This is a genomic window from Pseudomonas sp. CHM02 (assembly GCF_000612585.1).
GTDB lineage: Bacteria > Pseudomonadota > Gammaproteobacteria > Pseudomonadales > Pseudomonadaceae > Aquipseudomonas.
The window spans coordinates 64,721-79,663 of the sequence record NZ_JFCA01000009.1; the positions used below are offsets into that span (position 1 = coordinate 64,721).

Genomic DNA, 14,943 nt, shown 5'->3' on the forward strand with positions numbered 1-14,943 from the left:
ATCAGCCCGCCACTGCCTCGGTTTCGAACAATCCCTTGCCCACTGCCCAGGCCTTGTCCAGATGCGCCTGCGCCCCGCCGCTTTCCGTTTCCAGCAACAGCGCCGACGTCACCACCTGCGCGCCGCAGTAATCGAAGATCCCGTAGTCGATCTGCGTGCGCATCGCCTTGGCGTAGCCGTGGCGGTCAAACGCATCGTCGTCCGCTGCGCCCAGGGCCAGCAGATGCACCTGCAGGTGCCGCAATTTTTTTACCACCGGGGTATCGGGGCCGTAGTCGATGGCCCAGCCATTGACGAAGACGCGGTCGATCCAGCCTTTGAGCAGGCCCGGGAGCGACCACCAGTAAATGGGAAACGCCAGCACCAGCGCATCGGCGCGGTCGATGCGGGCCTGTTCGGCCAACACGTCGGCCGGGGGCGTGGCGCGGGTGCGGTGCACCAAGTGGTCGGCGGCGGTGTAGCGCGGGTCGAAACCTTCGGCGGCAATGTCGGCGATTTCGTAGCGGTGGCCGGCCGCAGTGAGGCCGGCGGCCACCTGCGCCGCCACGCTGTGGGTGAGGGATTGCGGGTCGTGATGAGCAACAACGATGAGTGCGTGCATGACATTGACTCCTTTTGGGGTTAGCCTAGGCTTAAGTTACGATTAGTAAGTTACTTTTGGTATATAAGCATGTCAAGTCGCGAATCCCCTGCCCCCCGTCGTCGCCTGTCCCGTGAAGATCGTCTGCGCCAGCTCTTGGACGTGGCTTGGCAACTGGTGCGCGATGAAGGCACCGAAGCCCTGACCCTCGGCCGCCTGGCGGAACTGGCGGGCGTGACCAAGCCGGTGGTCTATGACCATTTCGTCACCCGTGCCGGGTTGCTGGCGGCGTTGTACGAGGACTTCGATGCCCGGCAGGATCACGTCTTCGCCAACGCCCTCGCCGCCAGTGGCGCCACCCTGGACGACCGTGCCTGGGTGATCGCCGAGTCCTATGTGGATTGCGTGTTGTTGCAGGGCCGGGAAATTCCTGGGGTGATTGCGGCACTCAGCAGTTCGCCGGAACTGGAAGCGCTCAAGCGTCAGTACGAGGCAATCTTCCTCGACAAGTGCCGCGACGCGCTGTCGCCCTTCGGTCGTGTCACCCAGGCGGGTTTAAGGGCGATGCTGGGGGCTGCGGAGGCCTTGTCCCAGGCAGCGGCCAGTGGCGAGATCAGCCGTGAAGAGGCGCAGCAGGAATTGCTGGAAACCATCCTGGCCATGGTCAAGCGCGGCCGCGTTTAAATAATTATCGACAGGTGAGGAATAAACCGGCGCGGCGGGTGTTTACCTGAGTACGGCGTGTGAATACAGCACAACGCCAGTACTCAAACCAAACAAGCCCCAGGAGTTCGTCATGCTGAAAAAATTCTCCCTTGCCGCTGCCGTCGTCATCGCCTGCGCTTCCTCCATGGCCTTCGCCGCCCCGGCCAAAGTGGCCGACAGCGCCAAGGGTAAAGTGCTGGTGGACAGCAAAGGCATGACCCTCTACACCTTCGCCAAAGACAGCACCGGCAAGTCAGTGTGCAACGGCCAGTGCCTGGCCAACTGGCCGGCGTTCACCGCCTCGGCCGCCGCGAAGGATGCCGATGGCTACACCGTGATCACCCGTGACGACGGCAGCAAGCAATGGGCCTACAAAGGCCAGGCGCTGTACACCTGGGTCAAGGACAGCAAGCCGGGCGACATCACCGGTGACGGCGTTGGTGGCAACTGGAACCTGGCCAAGCCATAAGCCAGCGGCGTTTCAGGGAGGGTTGTTGGGGTGAGCCCGCTCACCACAACAGCCCACTCACCCCAAAGAAAAAACGCCGCCTAACGCCCCGCTACAAAAAGCTGCACCTTGCGCGTCAGTTGATCGAGGTGCCGATCGCGTTGTTTTTCCGCATCAATCATCGCGCGCTTGCCGTGCTTTTGCAGCAGGTAGGTATGAATCTGCCGCACTTCCAGTGAACTGTAGATCGACGCTACATCCAGCACGCCCATCAGGCCATCAGTGCCGTAGTCCCGCGTATTCATCAGCACCTGCGTGCCCCGCCCACCACGCACCTGGAAACCCATGCCTTCAAACGCAGGCACCTTTTCCACCGAGCACGCCAGTTCCGCATGGGGATAGCGGCTCAACACGTCGCGCATCATCGCGTGTGCCACGCCCTGGCGGCGATAGCCGACTTGCACGGCCATGAACGCAATGCCGCAGGCGTGCGGGTCATCCTTCACGGGCAGGTACAGGCAAAAGCCGATCAGCTTCTCCTCTTCCATCGCCACGACCAACTCGACAGCAATGCCCTTGGAACCGTCCAGCGCTTCCAGGTACCGGTGCACCTCAAAACCAATGGCGTACTGGTAGATGTTGTACAGCAGGTTGCTGGGCGGCAGCGCCACGCTGCTGATGTCGGTGAGGTTGTCCACCACCATCTGCAGGATCTGGCCGTTGATAGGTTCCGGGCACGGTGTGGTGTAGCGGGTAAGGCTGTACATGCAGATTCCTGGGGTTCAGCGTCAAGGCAGCGTGGATTGTACCTGCTCGGCGCACACCTCGCGCAAACACCCACGCAACCAGCGATGGGCCAGGTCGGCATCCAGCCTCGGGTGCCAGAGCATCGCCACGGTAAAGGTCGGCAGTGTCAGCGGCAGTGCAAAGCTGTGCAGGCCTTCGCGCTGGTGGGTGGTGTAGCGCTCGGGCACGCTGGCGACCAGGTCGGTGTCGCGGGCCAGGGCGATCGCCGTGGCGAAACCGGCGACGATGGTGGTGATTTGTCGTGTGAGGCCCTGGGCTTCGAGCGCATCGTCGATCTGGCCACGGTCCTGACCCCGGCGCGAGACATAGACGTGCTGGCCTTCAGCATAACGCCGGGCGCTGACCGTGCCCTGACTGAGGGGATGGCCACTGCGTACCACGCCCACCAAGCGGTCACGAAACAGCGCCTGGGTCAGCACTTCCGGGCTGGCGGTGGGGTCGACCACGCCGGTTTCCAGGTCGACGCGGCCTTCGCGCAGCAACGCGCTGTCCTTGTCGGTCTTGTTGATGAACCGCAGGCGCACCCCAGGCGCTTCCCGAGCGATACGCGCCAGCAGCGACGGAGCGAAATTCTCGACGAACTCTTCGCTGGTGCGCAGGGTAAAGGTGCGCTCGACCTGGGCCATATCCAGGGACTGCACCGGGCGCAGCACCGCGTTGGCTTGCTGCACCAGGCGGCTGACCTGTTCGCGCAACGCCACTGCCCGTGGCGTGGGCACCAGGCCGCGACCGGCGCGCACCAGCAGCGGGTCGCCGGTGGTTTCGCGCAGACGCGCCAGCGCACGGCTCATGGCCGAAGGGCTCAGGCGCAGGCGTTTGGCTGCGCCGGCGACACTGCCCTCGGCAAGCAACACGTCGAGGGTGACCAGCAAGTTGAGATCGGGCATCGGCGCTCCTTATCAGGCGTTTCACGCATGTATTAACTGCAACCCATGCGCCTTCCGCCATGTTAGGCGACGCCGTAGATTTGTGACAGTTGCCTCACTCAAGGATTCTTCCCATGCCTACCGCCTCACGTGCCAGCCTCATTAGCCTGTCCCTGTCCATGTTGCTGGCCTCCCTGGGCACCAGCATCGCCAATGTCGGCCTGCCCAGCCTGGCACGTGCGTTTGACGCGTCGTTTCACGCGGTTCAGTGGGTGGTGCTGGCCTACTTGCTGGCGATCACGGCGGTGATCGTGAGCGCCGGGCGCCTGGGTGACCGTCTGGGCCGTCGACGCTTATTGCTCGCCGGGTTGTTGCTGTTCACCGTGGCGTGCGGGCTGTGCGGCATGGCGCCCACGCTGGGCTGGCTGGTTGCCGCACGCATCCTGCAAGGCCTCGGCGCCGCGGTGATGATGGCCATGGCGCTGGGCATGGTCGGTGACACGGTGAGCAAGGCACGCACCGGCCGCGCAATGGGCTTGCTGGGCACGATGTCGGCCGTCGGTACCGCCATGGGGCCGAGCGTGGGCGGTGTGTTGCTGAGTGTGTGGGGCTGGCGCGCGATTTTCCTGGTCGGAATGCCACTGGGACTGGTGGCCGCCGCCCTCGCCTATCGCTGTTTGCCAGTGGATCGTGCGTATGCGCCATCGTCCGCTGGTTCAGGCTTCTGGTCGGCATTGAAGGCCCCGGCGCTACGCGTCGGCCTGATCATGAGTGCCTTGGTCGCCGCCGTGATCATGGCCACCTTTGTGGTCGGGCCGTTCTACCTGTCCCGGGGCCTGGGCCTGGAACCGGAGTGGATGGGCCTGGCCATGGCCGTCGGCCCCTGTGTCGCGGCTTTCACCGGTGTACCGGCCGGACGTCTCACCGACCGCCTCGGCAGCCAGCGCATGACCCTCGCCGGGCTGGGTGTGCTGGCGTGTGGCGCTGTGCTGTTGTCGCTGGTGTCCGGGCTGATCGCCTACCTGGCCTCGCTGGTGATTCTGACGGCGGGCTACAGCCTGTTCCAGGCCGCCAACAACACCGCAGTGATGAGCGATGTGGAAGGATCACGGCGCGGCACGGTCTCGGGCCTGCTGAACCTGTCACGCAATCTCGGGCTGATCTTCGGTGCTTCGGCGCTGGGGGCGGTGTTTGCCTGGGCCAGCCCGAATGTCACCCAAGCCTTCCCGCAATCCGTGGCCTATGGCCTGCATGCAACGTTCAGCGTGGCACTGGGCTTGATCCTGCTGGCCAGCGTGATGGCATGGCGCCGCTTCGGTGCTGTCAACGGCCTCCAGAACACCCATTGAGGCAAAAAAACAAAAAAGGCGTTGCGCCAGACCGGGTTACATCGCGCATCATGGGCACTTTCAAGCTCAAGGGTAACGTCCATGCGCGTTCTGTCATTGATGATGGGTCTTACGACGCTGGCCGCCAGTTCGGTGTTCTGCGCCAGCGCGATGGCGAATGAAGAAAGTCAATTGGTGCAACAGATCAACCAATACCGCAGCCAGGTGCAACGCTGCGGCGACCAGGGTTCCCAGGAACTGCCACCGCTGGCCAGCGATACGCGGCTGGTGCTGCCCGCCACCAATGTGGGCGACCTGCAGCAAGCGCTGGCGCGGGCCGCGTACCCGATGGTCAACGTTCAGGCCATCAGCCTGTCCGGTCCCAAGGACGCCCAGGCTGCCATGAAGGCCGTGCGCGAAAGCTTCTGCCGCGTGGTGTTGGACCCGCAATTCGTCGACATCGGCGTGAGCAACAGCGGCCAGGACTGGCGCATCGTGCTCGCCCGCCCGCTGCTGACCAGCGGCCTGGGTGACTGGCAGACCGAAGGCAAGCAACTGCTCAACCTGATCAATACCGCGCGCTCACAACCGCGCCAATGCGGTACCCAGGCCTTTACCGCGACCACGCCGTTGTCCTGGAACGAAGACCTGGCAGGCGCCGCCAACAGCCATACGCGCAACATGGCCAACGGCAATTTCTTCGACCACCTCGACCACGATGGCCGCACCCCTGGCGACCGTGCCGAACTGGCCGGGTATATCGCGAAGAACATCGGCGAAAACATCGCCGCCGGCCTGGATACGCCACGCAAAGTGCTGGATGGCTGGCTGGCCAGCCCTGGCCATTGTGCCAACCTGATGAACCCGCAGTTTCGCGAGCTGGGCGCGGCGTACGCCATGGACCCGAAAAGCGATGCAGGGATCTACTGGACAGGGGTTTTCGGGGCACAATAAACATGTTTGCAGATCTGTCCAAACAGATGAAGAATCAAATTGCCATCTCCTGGATAATGCCGCTGAACTTGGCAGCGGTCATACCGGTCTGTTGATTGTTAACCTGACCCTTTCAGGCGCTCGACAGACGGTGGCAAACAAGGTGTTCTCCCGATGATGAATTGGCTGCAAAGCAGCAGCGACATGGCCGAGCGGGTTCGCCAGCATGATTGGGCAAGTACGCCCCTGGGGCCGCTGGAGCAGTGGCCGGATGTGCTCAAGACCACCGTAGCGCTGTGCTTTGCCTCCAGCTTTCCCAAAGCCATCGTTTGGGGGCCTCACCTGATCACGCTGTATAACGATGCATTCATCCCGATCCTGGGTGACAAGCCTTATGCATTGGGCCGCCCGTTCAACGAGGTGTGGCACGAGGTCTGGGCAGACATCGGCCCGATCGCCCGTGCAGCGTTCGAAGGGCATGCCACCTACATCGAGAACTTCCCGCTGCTGATCGAGCGTGGCGCGGGCCTCGAACAAGCGTATTTCACCTTTTGCTACAGCCCCATCCGCGACCCGCAGGGCAAGGTCGTGGGGATGCTGGACACCGTCACCGAAACCACCGCCACCGTGTTCCTGAACCGCCGCCTGGCGGTGCTGGATGCGGTAGGCAGCGCCGTTGCGAATGCCACCGACGCCGAAACCATCATGTCCACCACCACGCGCCTGCTGGCCGAGCACTTGCAGGTGTCCAATTGCGCCTATGCCGACATGGATGCCGACCAGGACGGCTTCACCATCCGCGGCAACTGGACGGCGCCCGGCTCGCCAAGCACCGTCGGCCACTACAGCCTCGCCGCCTTCGGAGAATTGGCGGTGCAGCGTCTGCGCAGCGGTAAACCGCTGGTGGTCCAGGACAACCGCGCCGAGTTCCCATCCGAGGTCGCCGCCAATTATCAGGCCTTGGGGGCGCTGGCGACCGCGTGCTTCCCGCTGATCAAGGAGGGGCGCCTGACGGCCCTGATGGCCGTGCATCACAAAACGGCGCGGGTCTGGTCGCCCTACGACCTGGCGCTGGTAGGCGAAGTCACGGAGCGCTCATGGGCGCATATCGAGCGGGTACGCGCCGACGCCGCCGTACGCGAAGGCCTGGCAGCCTTTACCCAGCTGAACGCTACCCTGGAACAACGGGTACAGGAGCGCACCATCGCCCTGACCGAGGCCGAAGCCGCGCTGCGCCAGTCACAGAAGCTGGAAGCCATCGGCCAATTGACCGGCGGCGTGGCCCATGACTTCAACAACCTGTTGACCATCATTCGTTCGTCGGTGGATTTCCTGCGTCAGCCCGGACTCTCCGAAGAACGACGCAAACGCTATATGGGCGCGGTGTCCGACACCGTGGAACGCGCCAGCAAGCTCACCAGCCAACTGCTCGCCTTCGCTCGCCGCCAACCGCTGAACCCGGAGGTCTTCGACGCGGCCCAACGGGTCGAGAATATCGGTGAGATGTTAGAGAGTGTCACCGGCGCACGCATCCATGTGCAGGTGCAATTGCCCGAGCGCCCCTGTCATGTAAGCGTGGACGCCAGCCAGTTCGAAACCGCCTTGATCAACATCGCCTTGAACGCCCGGGATGCGATGAACGGCAAAGGCACCCTGACCTTGCACGTGGCCTCTGTGGACAGGATGCCGCGCATCCGTGGCGACGAGGAAGTCCACCAGCCGTTTGTGAGCATTTCCCTGTCCGACACCGGTAGCGGTATTTCCCCTGACACCGTCGAACGCATTTTCGAGCCATTCTTTACCACCAAGCCCGTAGGCAAAGGCACCGGGCTGGGGTTGTCCCAAGTCTTCGGATTTGCCAAGCAGTCCGGCGGTAACGTTGACGTGGTCAGCCATCCGGGACAAGGCACGGTATTTACCCTGTACCTGCCCGAAGCGCCGCCGCAGGTGACGCAGCACCCACACGCTGCGCAAAGCCAGCCGCCGAGGGTGGATACGGCGCAACGCCATATCCTCATCGTGGAAGACAACCTCGAGGTGGGCCGCTTCGCCAACCAGATCCTCCAGGACCTGGGCTACCAGACCACCTGGGCGACCGATGCCGAACAGGCACTCGCACTGGCCGGTGCGGACGCCCTGGCGTTCGATGGCATTTTCTCGGACGTGGTGATGCCCGGCATGACCGGCGTGGCCATGGCCCGGGAGCTGCGCCAACGACGCCCGGACTTGCCCGTGGTACTCACCTCCGGCTACAGCGAAGAGCTGGCCGACAGTGGCTACGAAGGGTTCGAGTTCCTGGCCAAGCCTTACTCAGCCGATCAGGTTGCGCGAGCGTTGGCCAAGGCGATGCATTGAGCCCTACTCCGCCACCGCCACTTGGTTACGCCCCTGTGCCTTGGCGCGGTACAGCGCCTTGTCGGCGGTGTTCATCAGGCCGTGCAGGTCTTGATCGCGGGCATGGGTGGAGGCAACGCCCAGGCTGGCAGTCAAGCCATGTACCGGCTCGGAGGCCAGGCCCGAGATCGCCTTGATCAACTGCTCGGCGATCGCCCGTGCGGTGTCCAGCGAGGTATTGGGCAGCAACACCGCAAACTCCTCGCCGCCCAACCGCCCATACACATCGGCCTGACGGAACGACGCGCTGATCACCCCGCCGATCTGGCGCAACACCTGGTCGCCGGCCTGGTGGCCGTAGGTGTCGTTGATTGCCTTGAAGTGATCCATGTCCATCATCAGCGCGCACAGCGGTTGCCGGTTGTGGCGGCATTGTTCGTACAGCACCTGGGCATGTTCGAAGAACGCACGGCGGTTCATCAGGCCGGTGAGTTCATCGGTTTGTGCGGCGCGGGTGGAGATACTGTGGGCACGCTCCATTTGCCGGGTCAGGCGAAACGCCTTTTCCAGGGCATCGGACAGCTTGCGCGTGGCGCTGACCACAAAGGTGGAAAACACCAGTACCGCAATGGCCACGCCGACTTGCATGGAAGACGGCTGGAACAGCAGCCACACCGTACACGGCAGCAACACCAGGGCCATGGAGGCCAGGGTCATGTAGCGGTAAGCGGAGTAACACGACACGGCGCTGACCGACATGCCCACGGTGAACAACATGACCAGTGCCTGGGACAGCCGGTCATCGGTGGGCATCACCGCGAGGGCGCCGGCGCCCCAGATCCCGGCCGAAAGCATCAGCGTGACCCAGTAGCGGCGCTCCCAGCGTTCGGGCGTGCGCTCGGCGTTGGGGCAGCGAAACCACTCCATGAACATCTTGATACGCAGCAACGACGACAGCGCCAGCACCACCAGCCAGACCAGAATGACCTGGTGGTCAAACCGCTCCCAGCATAGCCAGCAGAGCATCAGGGCAGCCATGTAACTGCCGAAAATCGCGGCAAATGATTGCCTGAACAGCTGGTGCAAACGGTCAGTGCGCACCTGCTCCTCTATAACGCAATCCTGGTCCTGCCCACGCCCAAGGCCATTCATGAAATCCGCCCGATTCGACTGCCACCACAAAGGCGCCATTGTGGCACCCTGCCACCAACGCGGACAACAGAATCCAGCACGGTAGAGCCTTTAAAGCGGTTCCGGCCGCAGAATCAGCACCCCCAGGGGCGGCAGATTCAACGACAGTGACACCGCTTGCCCATGATTAGGCTCATCCTGGGTAAATACCTCGCCCCCATTACCGTAATTGGACCCTGCATACATATCAGCGTCACTGTTGATCACTTCACTCCAACGCCCCCCAAAGGGTACGCCGACTTTGTAACCCTCACGCGGCACCGGCGTGAAGTTGGCCACCACCAGCACCGGCTTGCCATCCTTGCTCCAGCGCAACCAAGCGTAGACGCTATTGATCGCATCGTCGCCGATCAGCCACTGGAAGCCCTGGGGCGCGTCGTCCTGCTCGTGCAGGGCCGGTTCTTCGCGGTACAGCCGGTTCAAGTCGCCCACCAGCTTTTGCACGCCTTTGTGCTCGGCGTACTGCAGCAGGTACCAGTCCAGTTGCTGGTCGTGGTTCCACTCGCGCCATTGGCCGAATTCACAGCCCATAAACAGCAGTTTCTTGCCGGGGTGCATCCACATGAACGCCAGGTAAGCGCGCAGGTTGGCAAACTTCTGCCAGCGGTCGCCAGGCATCTTGTCGATCAGCGAGTGCTTGCCGTGTACCACTTCGTCGTGGGAGATCGGCAAGATAAAGCGCTCGGACCAGGCATACACCAGGCCGAAACTCAGCTCGTTATGGTGATGGGCGCGGTACACCGGGTCCTGCTGGATGTAATGCAGGGAATCGTGCATCCAGCCCATGTTCCATTTGTAGTTGAAACCCAAGCCGCCCTGTTGGGTGGGCTGGCTCACGCCTGGCCAGGCGGTGGATTCCTCGGCGATCACCAGCGCGCCGGGGGCTTCCAGGGCCACCACGTCGTTCAGGTGGCGCAGGAAATCGATCGCCTCCAGGTTCTCGCGGCCGCCATGGCGGTTGGGCACCCATTCGCCGGCCTTGCGCGAATAGTCGCGGTAGAGCATGGACGCCACCGCATCTACACGCAGGCCGTCAATGTGGAAGTGCTTGAGCCAGTGCAACGCCGAGGCGAGCATGAAGCCATGCACTTCGGTGCGGCCCAGGTTGTAGATCAGCGTGTCCCAATCCTGGTGGAAACCTTCCAGCGGGTTGGCATATTCGTACAGCGCAGTGCCGTCGAATTGCGCCAGGCCGTGGGTATCGGTAGGGAAATGCGCCGGTACCCAGTCGAGGATCACGCCGATGTCAGCCTGGTGCAGAGCATTGACGAAATAGGCAAAATCTTCCGGCGACCCGAACCGCGCCGTGGGCGCGAATTGTGACAACGCCTGGTAACCCCAGGAGCCGCCAAACGGATGCTCCATGATCGGCATCAATTCGATGTGGGTGAAGCCCAGTTGCTGCACATAGGGAATCAGACGCTCGGCCAATTCACGCCAGTTGTATTGGCGGGCCACTTCGCCCGCCTCGTCCAGCTCGCATTGCCAGGAACCCACGTGCAGCTCGTAGATCGACAGCGGCGCCGTGGCCTTTTGCTTGTCGACGCGCGATTGCATCCATTCGTGATCCTGCCAGTCCACCTGCAACGGTTCGGCGACTTTGGAGGCCGTGTCCGGTGGCAGTTGAGTGGCCAGTGCCATCGGGTCGGCCTTGAGCGGCAGGATCCCATTGGCGCCAAGAATCTCGTACTTGTAGGCCGCGCCCGGCTGCAGACGCGGGATAAAGATCTCCCATACGCCGGACGGATGGCGCAGGCGCATCGGGTGACGGCGACCGTCCCAGATATTGAAGTCGCCCACCACCGACACCCGCCGCGCATTCGGTGCCCACACGGCAAAGCGCACACCCTGCACGCCATCGACGCTGGTTAGCTGGGCCCCCAGGCAACTGCTGAGGTCGCGGTGATTACCTTCGGCGAACAAGTACAGGTCCATTTCCCCCAGCAACAGTTGCTGGAAGCTGTAAGGGTCTTCGGTGATCTGCTCACCGCCGGCCCACTGGACTTTCAGCAGGTATGGCTGGCGCGTGTTGAAGTGCCCGACAAACAAGCCCGGAACCTGGCTCGCGTCGAGGCTGCCGATCTGCTCGCCACTGTCGCGTGCCAGCACCTGGACGCTCAAGGCCTCGGGCAGGAAGGCACGGATAAACTGGCCGCCATGGTCGTCATCGTGTGGCCCGAGAATCGAGAACGGGTCGTGATGCTCGGCGCGTACCAGCGCTTCGACGTCCTTGGACGCCGGCAATGCAGTCAACTTCGGTTGCAGCGGTTCTTTATTTGTAAAGCTCATGACGTCTCCCCACCGCGTGCAGTTTTCGATATAGGTGCAAGCCCGCTCAACAGTCCGTGCAACCCTTGCAGGGGCACCGGCAACCAGGTCGGGCGGTTTTCCGCTTCGTAAGCCACTTCATACGCGGCCTTCTCCAGGCTGAACAACGTCAGCGCTGCGTCCTGGCCTTTGGCATCCTGCCAGTCATGCGCCAGTGTAGACGTAGCCGCCTGATAAGCCTGGATAAAGGCTTGGCGTGCTTCTTTCAGGTAGCGGTCAGTCACGCGTTTACGCGCCAGGTCCGCCTCGGGCGAGTGATCCACCCCTTGTACATTCAAGGCCATGGCCGCCGCGTAATCGAAGGAGCGCAACACGCCGCTTACATCTTTATACGGGCTGTGCTTGCCGCGTCGTTCGTGCAGCGGCCGTGCTGGCTCACCTTCAAAATCGATCAGGTAGGCATCACCCTTCACCACCAGCACCTGGCCCAGGTGCAAATCACCGTGGACTCGAATGCGCAACCCGCCTGCCGTGGCTTTCGCCAGGGCCTGTACATGGCTGGCGATCGCCTTTTTCTGCGCCAGCAAATCACTGACCAGCGCTTGATCCGCCGGGTTCAACTGGCTTTGATGAAGTTTGAGCAAGTGCAGCGCGCGGTCCAGCTGCGCGCCGACATCCTTGGCCCAGGCCTGGGTGTCCTTGGCCGTGGTGGCTTCGGGCTTGAAGTCCTTGTGGGTGGTTTTCGCGCCGAGCACCAGGTGCATTTCACCCAGGCGTTGGCCGAGCAACCCGGCAAAGTCCGCCAGCTCACCCAAGGCGTTGTAGTGCTGTTCCTGCTCGGAGATGGCTTCGGCCAGTTCGTCGCGGATCGCACGTTCCAGGTTATTTTGGGTCCAGCCCCAAGCGTCGCCCTGGTTGCTCAAATAGCCTTGGGCAATCATCAACAGGTTGTCTTGGCCCTCGGCGTCGCGGCGAATCATCGAGCCCAGCAGCGGCGAGATATTCGGGTAGCCGGCTTCGGTCAGGTAGGCACTCATTTCCAGTTCCGGGTGCACGCCGGAGGCGACTTTGCGGATCAGCTTGAGCACCAGGCTCTCGCCCACCACCACCGAGCTGTTGGATTGCTCGGCCGACAAGTAGCGCACCGGGGACTCATCCGTCAGTTGCAGTTTGGCCAGGTGTGGCGTCGCCGCAAAGCGCAGCTCGCCTTCGCTGGAATCAAGCACGGTGCCGGCCTGCAGACCGCGGATCACGGCGCGGATAAAGTGTTCGAGGCTGAACGCATCGGTCACCAGCCCTACCTGGCGCACTCGCCGCACACGGGCCAAGGCCAGTTGCTGGGGCAAGGCACTGGTGAATTGGTCTTCGCCGAGGAAACCGAACGGCAGCTGATAACGACTGACCTGGCCACCGGCCGTCACTTCAAGCTCGCTGAGCAGTACCGGGTGCTGCGGGTCGCCAAAGCGCACACCGTAGGCGATGCGCACGCTGTCGATGGCCGTGTCCTTGCCGGCGAACCAGCGGCGCTTGGGCAGCCAGGCCGGCAGTGCCGTCTGCTCCAGCGAGGCGCGGCAGGGTTCCTCCAGCAGTTCTTCCATGCGCTTTTTCAGTACCAGAGTGGTGAAGTCCGGCATGCTCTGGGCCGGCTCCACATGCCAGCTGGGCATCTGGTTTTCCGGCGCCAGCACGAACCAGTAGAAGCCGTAAGGCGCCAGGGTCAGCAGGAAATTCAGCTGGCCGATAGGCGGGAAGGCATTACCGCCCAGCATCTCCACCGGCACCATGCCGGCAAACGCCGACAGGTCCAGCTCGGCCGCCTGGGCGCTGCGCGACACATTGGCGACGCAGAGGATGATCTCGTTGCGCCCGTCTTCACCGGTGAATTCCCGGGTATATGCCAGGATGCGCCGGTTGCTCGGCGAAAGCATTTTCAGGCTGCCGCGACCAAACGCCTTGGATTGCTTGCGTACCGCCAGCATGCGCCGCGTCCAGTTCAGCAGCGAATGCGGGTCCTGGGCCTGGGTCTCGACGTTCACCGACTGGTAGCCGTATTGCGGGTCCATGATCGGCGGCAGCACCAGGCTGGCCGGGTCGGCGCGGGAGAAACCGCCGTTGCGGTCGATGGACCATTGCATCGGCGTACGCACGCCATCGCGGTCGCCCAGATAGATGTTGTCGCCCATGCCGATTTCATCGCCGTAATACAGGGTCGGCGTGCCAGGCATCGACAGCAACAGGCTGTTGAGCAGCTCGACACGGCGGCGGTCACGCTCCATCAACGGCGCCAGGCGCCGGCGGATGCCGAGGTTGATGCGCGCGCGCCGGTCGGCGGCGTAGTAGTTCCACAGGTAGTCGCGCTCTTTGTCGGTGACCATTTCCAGGGTCAGCTCATCGTGGTTGCGCAGGAAGATCGCCCATTGGCAATTGGCGGGAATCTCCGGGGTCTGGCGCAGGATGTCGGTGATCGGGAAGCGATCTTCCTGGGCCAGCGCCATGTACATGCGCGGCATCAGCGGAAAGTGGAAAGCCATATGGCATTCATCGCCATCGTCGCCCTTTTTGTCACCGAAATATAACTGGGTGTCTTCCGGCCACTGGTTGGCTTCGGCCAGCAGCATGCGGTCGGGGTAATGGGCGTCGATCTCGGCGCGGATCTGCTTGAGTACGTTGTGGGTCTCAGGCAGGTTTTCGTTGTTGGTGCCATCACGCTCGATCAGGTACGGGATGGCGTCCAGGCGCAGGCCGTCGATGCCCATGTCCAGCCAGTAACGCATCACCGACAGCACGGCTTTCATTACCTGCGGGTTGTCGAAGTTGAGGTCGGGCTGGTGAGAGTAGAAACGGTGCCAGAAGTACTGGCCGGCGACCGGGTCCCAGGTCCAGTTGGACTTCTCGGTGTCGAGGAAGATGATGCGCGTGCCGTCGTATTTCTGGTCGTCGTCCGACCATACGTAGAAGTCCCGCGCCGCCGAGCCGGGTTTGGCCTTGCGCGCACGCTGGAACCACGGGTGCTGGTCGGAAGTGTGGTTGATCACCAGTTCGGTGATCACCCGCAGCCCGCGTTTGTGGGCCTCGGCGATGAAGCGCTTGGCGTCGGCCATGGTCCCATAGTCGCTGTGCACACCACGGTATTCGGCAATGTCGTAGCCATCGTCGCGACGTGGCGAGGGGTAGAACGGCAGCAGCCAGATGGTGTTCACCCCCAGGTCGGCGATGTAGTCGAGCTTGGCGATCAGCCCGGGGAAGTCACCAATGCCGTCGTTGTTGGAGTCGAAATAGGATTTGACGTGGACCTGGTAGATCACCGCATCCTTGTACCAGAGCGGGTCTTTGATGAAGGTGGCAGCCTTGGGTTTCTTCGCCATTGGAAACTCCTGAAATTCTGAAAAACCAATTGAAGGAACTCGGTCACCGTAGGAGCCGGCTTGCCGGCGATAGCGTTGAGTCAGGCACAGGTGGTGTGGCTGATGCACCGTCATCGCC

11 protein-coding genes are annotated in these 14,943 nt (G+C 62.8%); 5 read left to right on the plus strand and 6 right to left on the minus strand.

Annotation, left to right across the window (positions count from 1 at the left end):
* Position 1: 1 nt before the first annotated feature.
* Entirely contained in the window at positions 2-601 is a 600-nt protein-coding gene (locus BM70_RS0106520; RefSeq protein ID WP_025855251.1) for an NAD(P)H-dependent oxidoreductase, read from the minus strand.
* A 69-nt stretch (positions 602-670) separates the two neighbouring features.
* Between BM70_RS0106520 and BM70_RS0106525 the strand changes: the two genes are divergently transcribed.
* Both BM70_RS0106525 and BM70_RS0106530 read left to right on the plus strand, forming a co-directional pair.
* The gene (locus BM70_RS0106525) at positions 671-1,264 is read left to right on the plus strand and encodes a TetR/AcrR family transcriptional regulator (protein ID WP_025855252.1); all 594 of its coding nucleotides are present in this window, start codon (positions 671-673) and stop codon (positions 1,262-1,264) included.
* Between the two features lie 112 nt (positions 1,265-1,376).
* The gene (locus tag BM70_RS0106530; RefSeq protein ID WP_025855253.1) at positions 1,377-1,754 is read left to right on the plus strand and encodes a hypothetical protein; all 378 of its coding nucleotides are present in this window, start codon (positions 1,377-1,379) and stop codon (positions 1,752-1,754) included.
* An 80-nt stretch (positions 1,755-1,834) separates the two neighbouring features.
* Here BM70_RS0106530 and BM70_RS0106535 read toward each other — a convergent pair whose 3' ends face one another.
* Both BM70_RS0106535 and BM70_RS0106540 read right to left on the minus strand, forming a co-directional pair.
* The gene (locus tag BM70_RS0106535) at positions 1,835-2,500 is read right to left on the minus strand and encodes a GNAT family N-acetyltransferase (RefSeq protein ID WP_025855254.1); all 666 of its coding nucleotides are present in this window, start codon (positions 2,498-2,500) and stop codon (positions 1,835-1,837) included.
* 21 nt (positions 2,501-2,521) lie between these two features.
* Positions 2,522-3,427 (minus strand): LysR family transcriptional regulator, encoded by a 906-nt coding sequence (locus tag BM70_RS0106540; protein ID WP_025855255.1) that lies wholly within the window; start codon positions 3,425-3,427, stop codon positions 2,522-2,524.
* A 113-nt stretch (positions 3,428-3,540) separates the two neighbouring features.
* Between BM70_RS0106540 and BM70_RS0106545 the strand changes: the two genes are divergently transcribed.
* The 3 genes from BM70_RS0106545 to BM70_RS31125 all read left to right on the plus strand — a co-directional run bounded on the left by BM70_RS0106545 (position 3,541) and on the right by BM70_RS31125 (position 8,022).
* Positions 3,541-4,755, plus strand: coding sequence for an MFS transporter (locus BM70_RS0106545; RefSeq protein WP_025855256.1), 1,215 nt, complete (start codon positions 3,541-3,543; stop codon positions 4,753-4,755).
* Positions 4,756-4,836: 81 nt separating this feature from the next.
* Complete coding sequence (locus BM70_RS0106550; RefSeq protein ID WP_025855257.1) at positions 4,837-5,688, plus strand: CAP domain-containing protein; 852 nt, start codon at positions 4,837-4,839, stop codon at positions 5,686-5,688.
* A gap of 153 nt (positions 5,689-5,841) precedes the next feature.
* Positions 5,842-8,022 (plus strand): GAF domain-containing protein, encoded by a 2,181-nt coding sequence (locus BM70_RS31125; protein ID WP_043274176.1) that lies wholly within the window; start codon positions 5,842-5,844, stop codon positions 8,020-8,022.
* 3 nt (positions 8,023-8,025) lie between these two features.
* Here BM70_RS31125 and BM70_RS0106560 read toward each other — a convergent pair whose 3' ends face one another.
* The 3 genes from BM70_RS0106560 to treS are packed head-to-tail and all read right to left on the minus strand — an operon-like array spanning position 8,026 to position 14,825.
* On the minus strand, positions 8,026-9,192 hold the full coding sequence (locus BM70_RS0106560; protein ID WP_025855258.1) for a diguanylate cyclase: 1,167 nt from the start codon (positions 9,190-9,192) through the stop codon (positions 8,026-8,028).
* Between the two features lie 51 nt (positions 9,193-9,243).
* Positions 9,244-11,481: a 1,4-alpha-glucan branching protein GlgB gene (gene glgB, locus BM70_RS0106565; RefSeq protein WP_025855259.1), complete on the minus strand. Its 2,238-nt coding sequence runs from the start codon at positions 11,479-11,481 to the stop codon at positions 9,244-9,246.
* Complete coding sequence (gene treS, locus BM70_RS0106570) at positions 11,478-14,825, minus strand: maltose alpha-D-glucosyltransferase (RefSeq protein ID WP_025855260.1); 3,348 nt, start codon at positions 14,823-14,825, stop codon at positions 11,478-11,480. Before treS ends, glgB begins: the two co-directional genes overlap by 4 nt.
* Positions 14,826-14,943: the final 118 nt, after the last annotated feature.

Excerpts from the sequence above, each read along its gene's own strand:
- BM70_RS0106520 (WP_025855251.1), bottom strand. The coding sequence starts at position 601 with ATGCACGCACTCATCGTTGTTGCTCATCACGACCCGCAATCCCTCACC.
- BM70_RS0106525 (WP_025855252.1), top strand. The coding sequence starts at position 671 with ATGTCAAGTCGCGAATCCCCTGCCCCCCGTCGTCGCCTGTCCCGTGAA.
- BM70_RS0106530 (WP_025855253.1), top strand. The coding sequence starts at position 1,377 with ATGCTGAAAAAATTCTCCCTTGCCGCTGCCGTCGTCATCGCCTGCGCT.
- BM70_RS0106535 (WP_025855254.1), bottom strand. The coding sequence starts at position 2,500 with ATGTACAGCCTTACCCGCTACACCACACCGTGCCCGGAACCTATCAAC.
- BM70_RS0106540 (WP_025855255.1), bottom strand. The coding sequence starts at position 3,427 with ATGCCCGATCTCAACTTGCTGGTCACCCTCGACGTGTTGCTTGCCGAG.
- BM70_RS0106545 (WP_025855256.1), top strand. The coding sequence starts at position 3,541 with ATGCCTACCGCCTCACGTGCCAGCCTCATTAGCCTGTCCCTGTCCATG.
- BM70_RS0106550 (WP_025855257.1), top strand. The coding sequence starts at position 4,837 with ATGCGCGTTCTGTCATTGATGATGGGTCTTACGACGCTGGCCGCCAGT.
- BM70_RS31125 (WP_043274176.1), top strand. The coding sequence starts at position 5,842 with ATGATGAATTGGCTGCAAAGCAGCAGCGACATGGCCGAGCGGGTTCGC.
- BM70_RS0106560 (WP_025855258.1), bottom strand. The coding sequence starts at position 9,192 with ATGGCGCCTTTGTGGTGGCAGTCGAATCGGGCGGATTTCATGAATGGC.
- glgB (WP_025855259.1), bottom strand. The coding sequence starts at position 11,481 with ATGAGCTTTACAAATAAAGAACCGCTGCAACCGAAGTTGACTGCATTG.
- treS (WP_025855260.1), bottom strand. The coding sequence starts at position 14,825 with ATGGCGAAGAAACCCAAGGCTGCCACCTTCATCAAAGACCCGCTCTGG.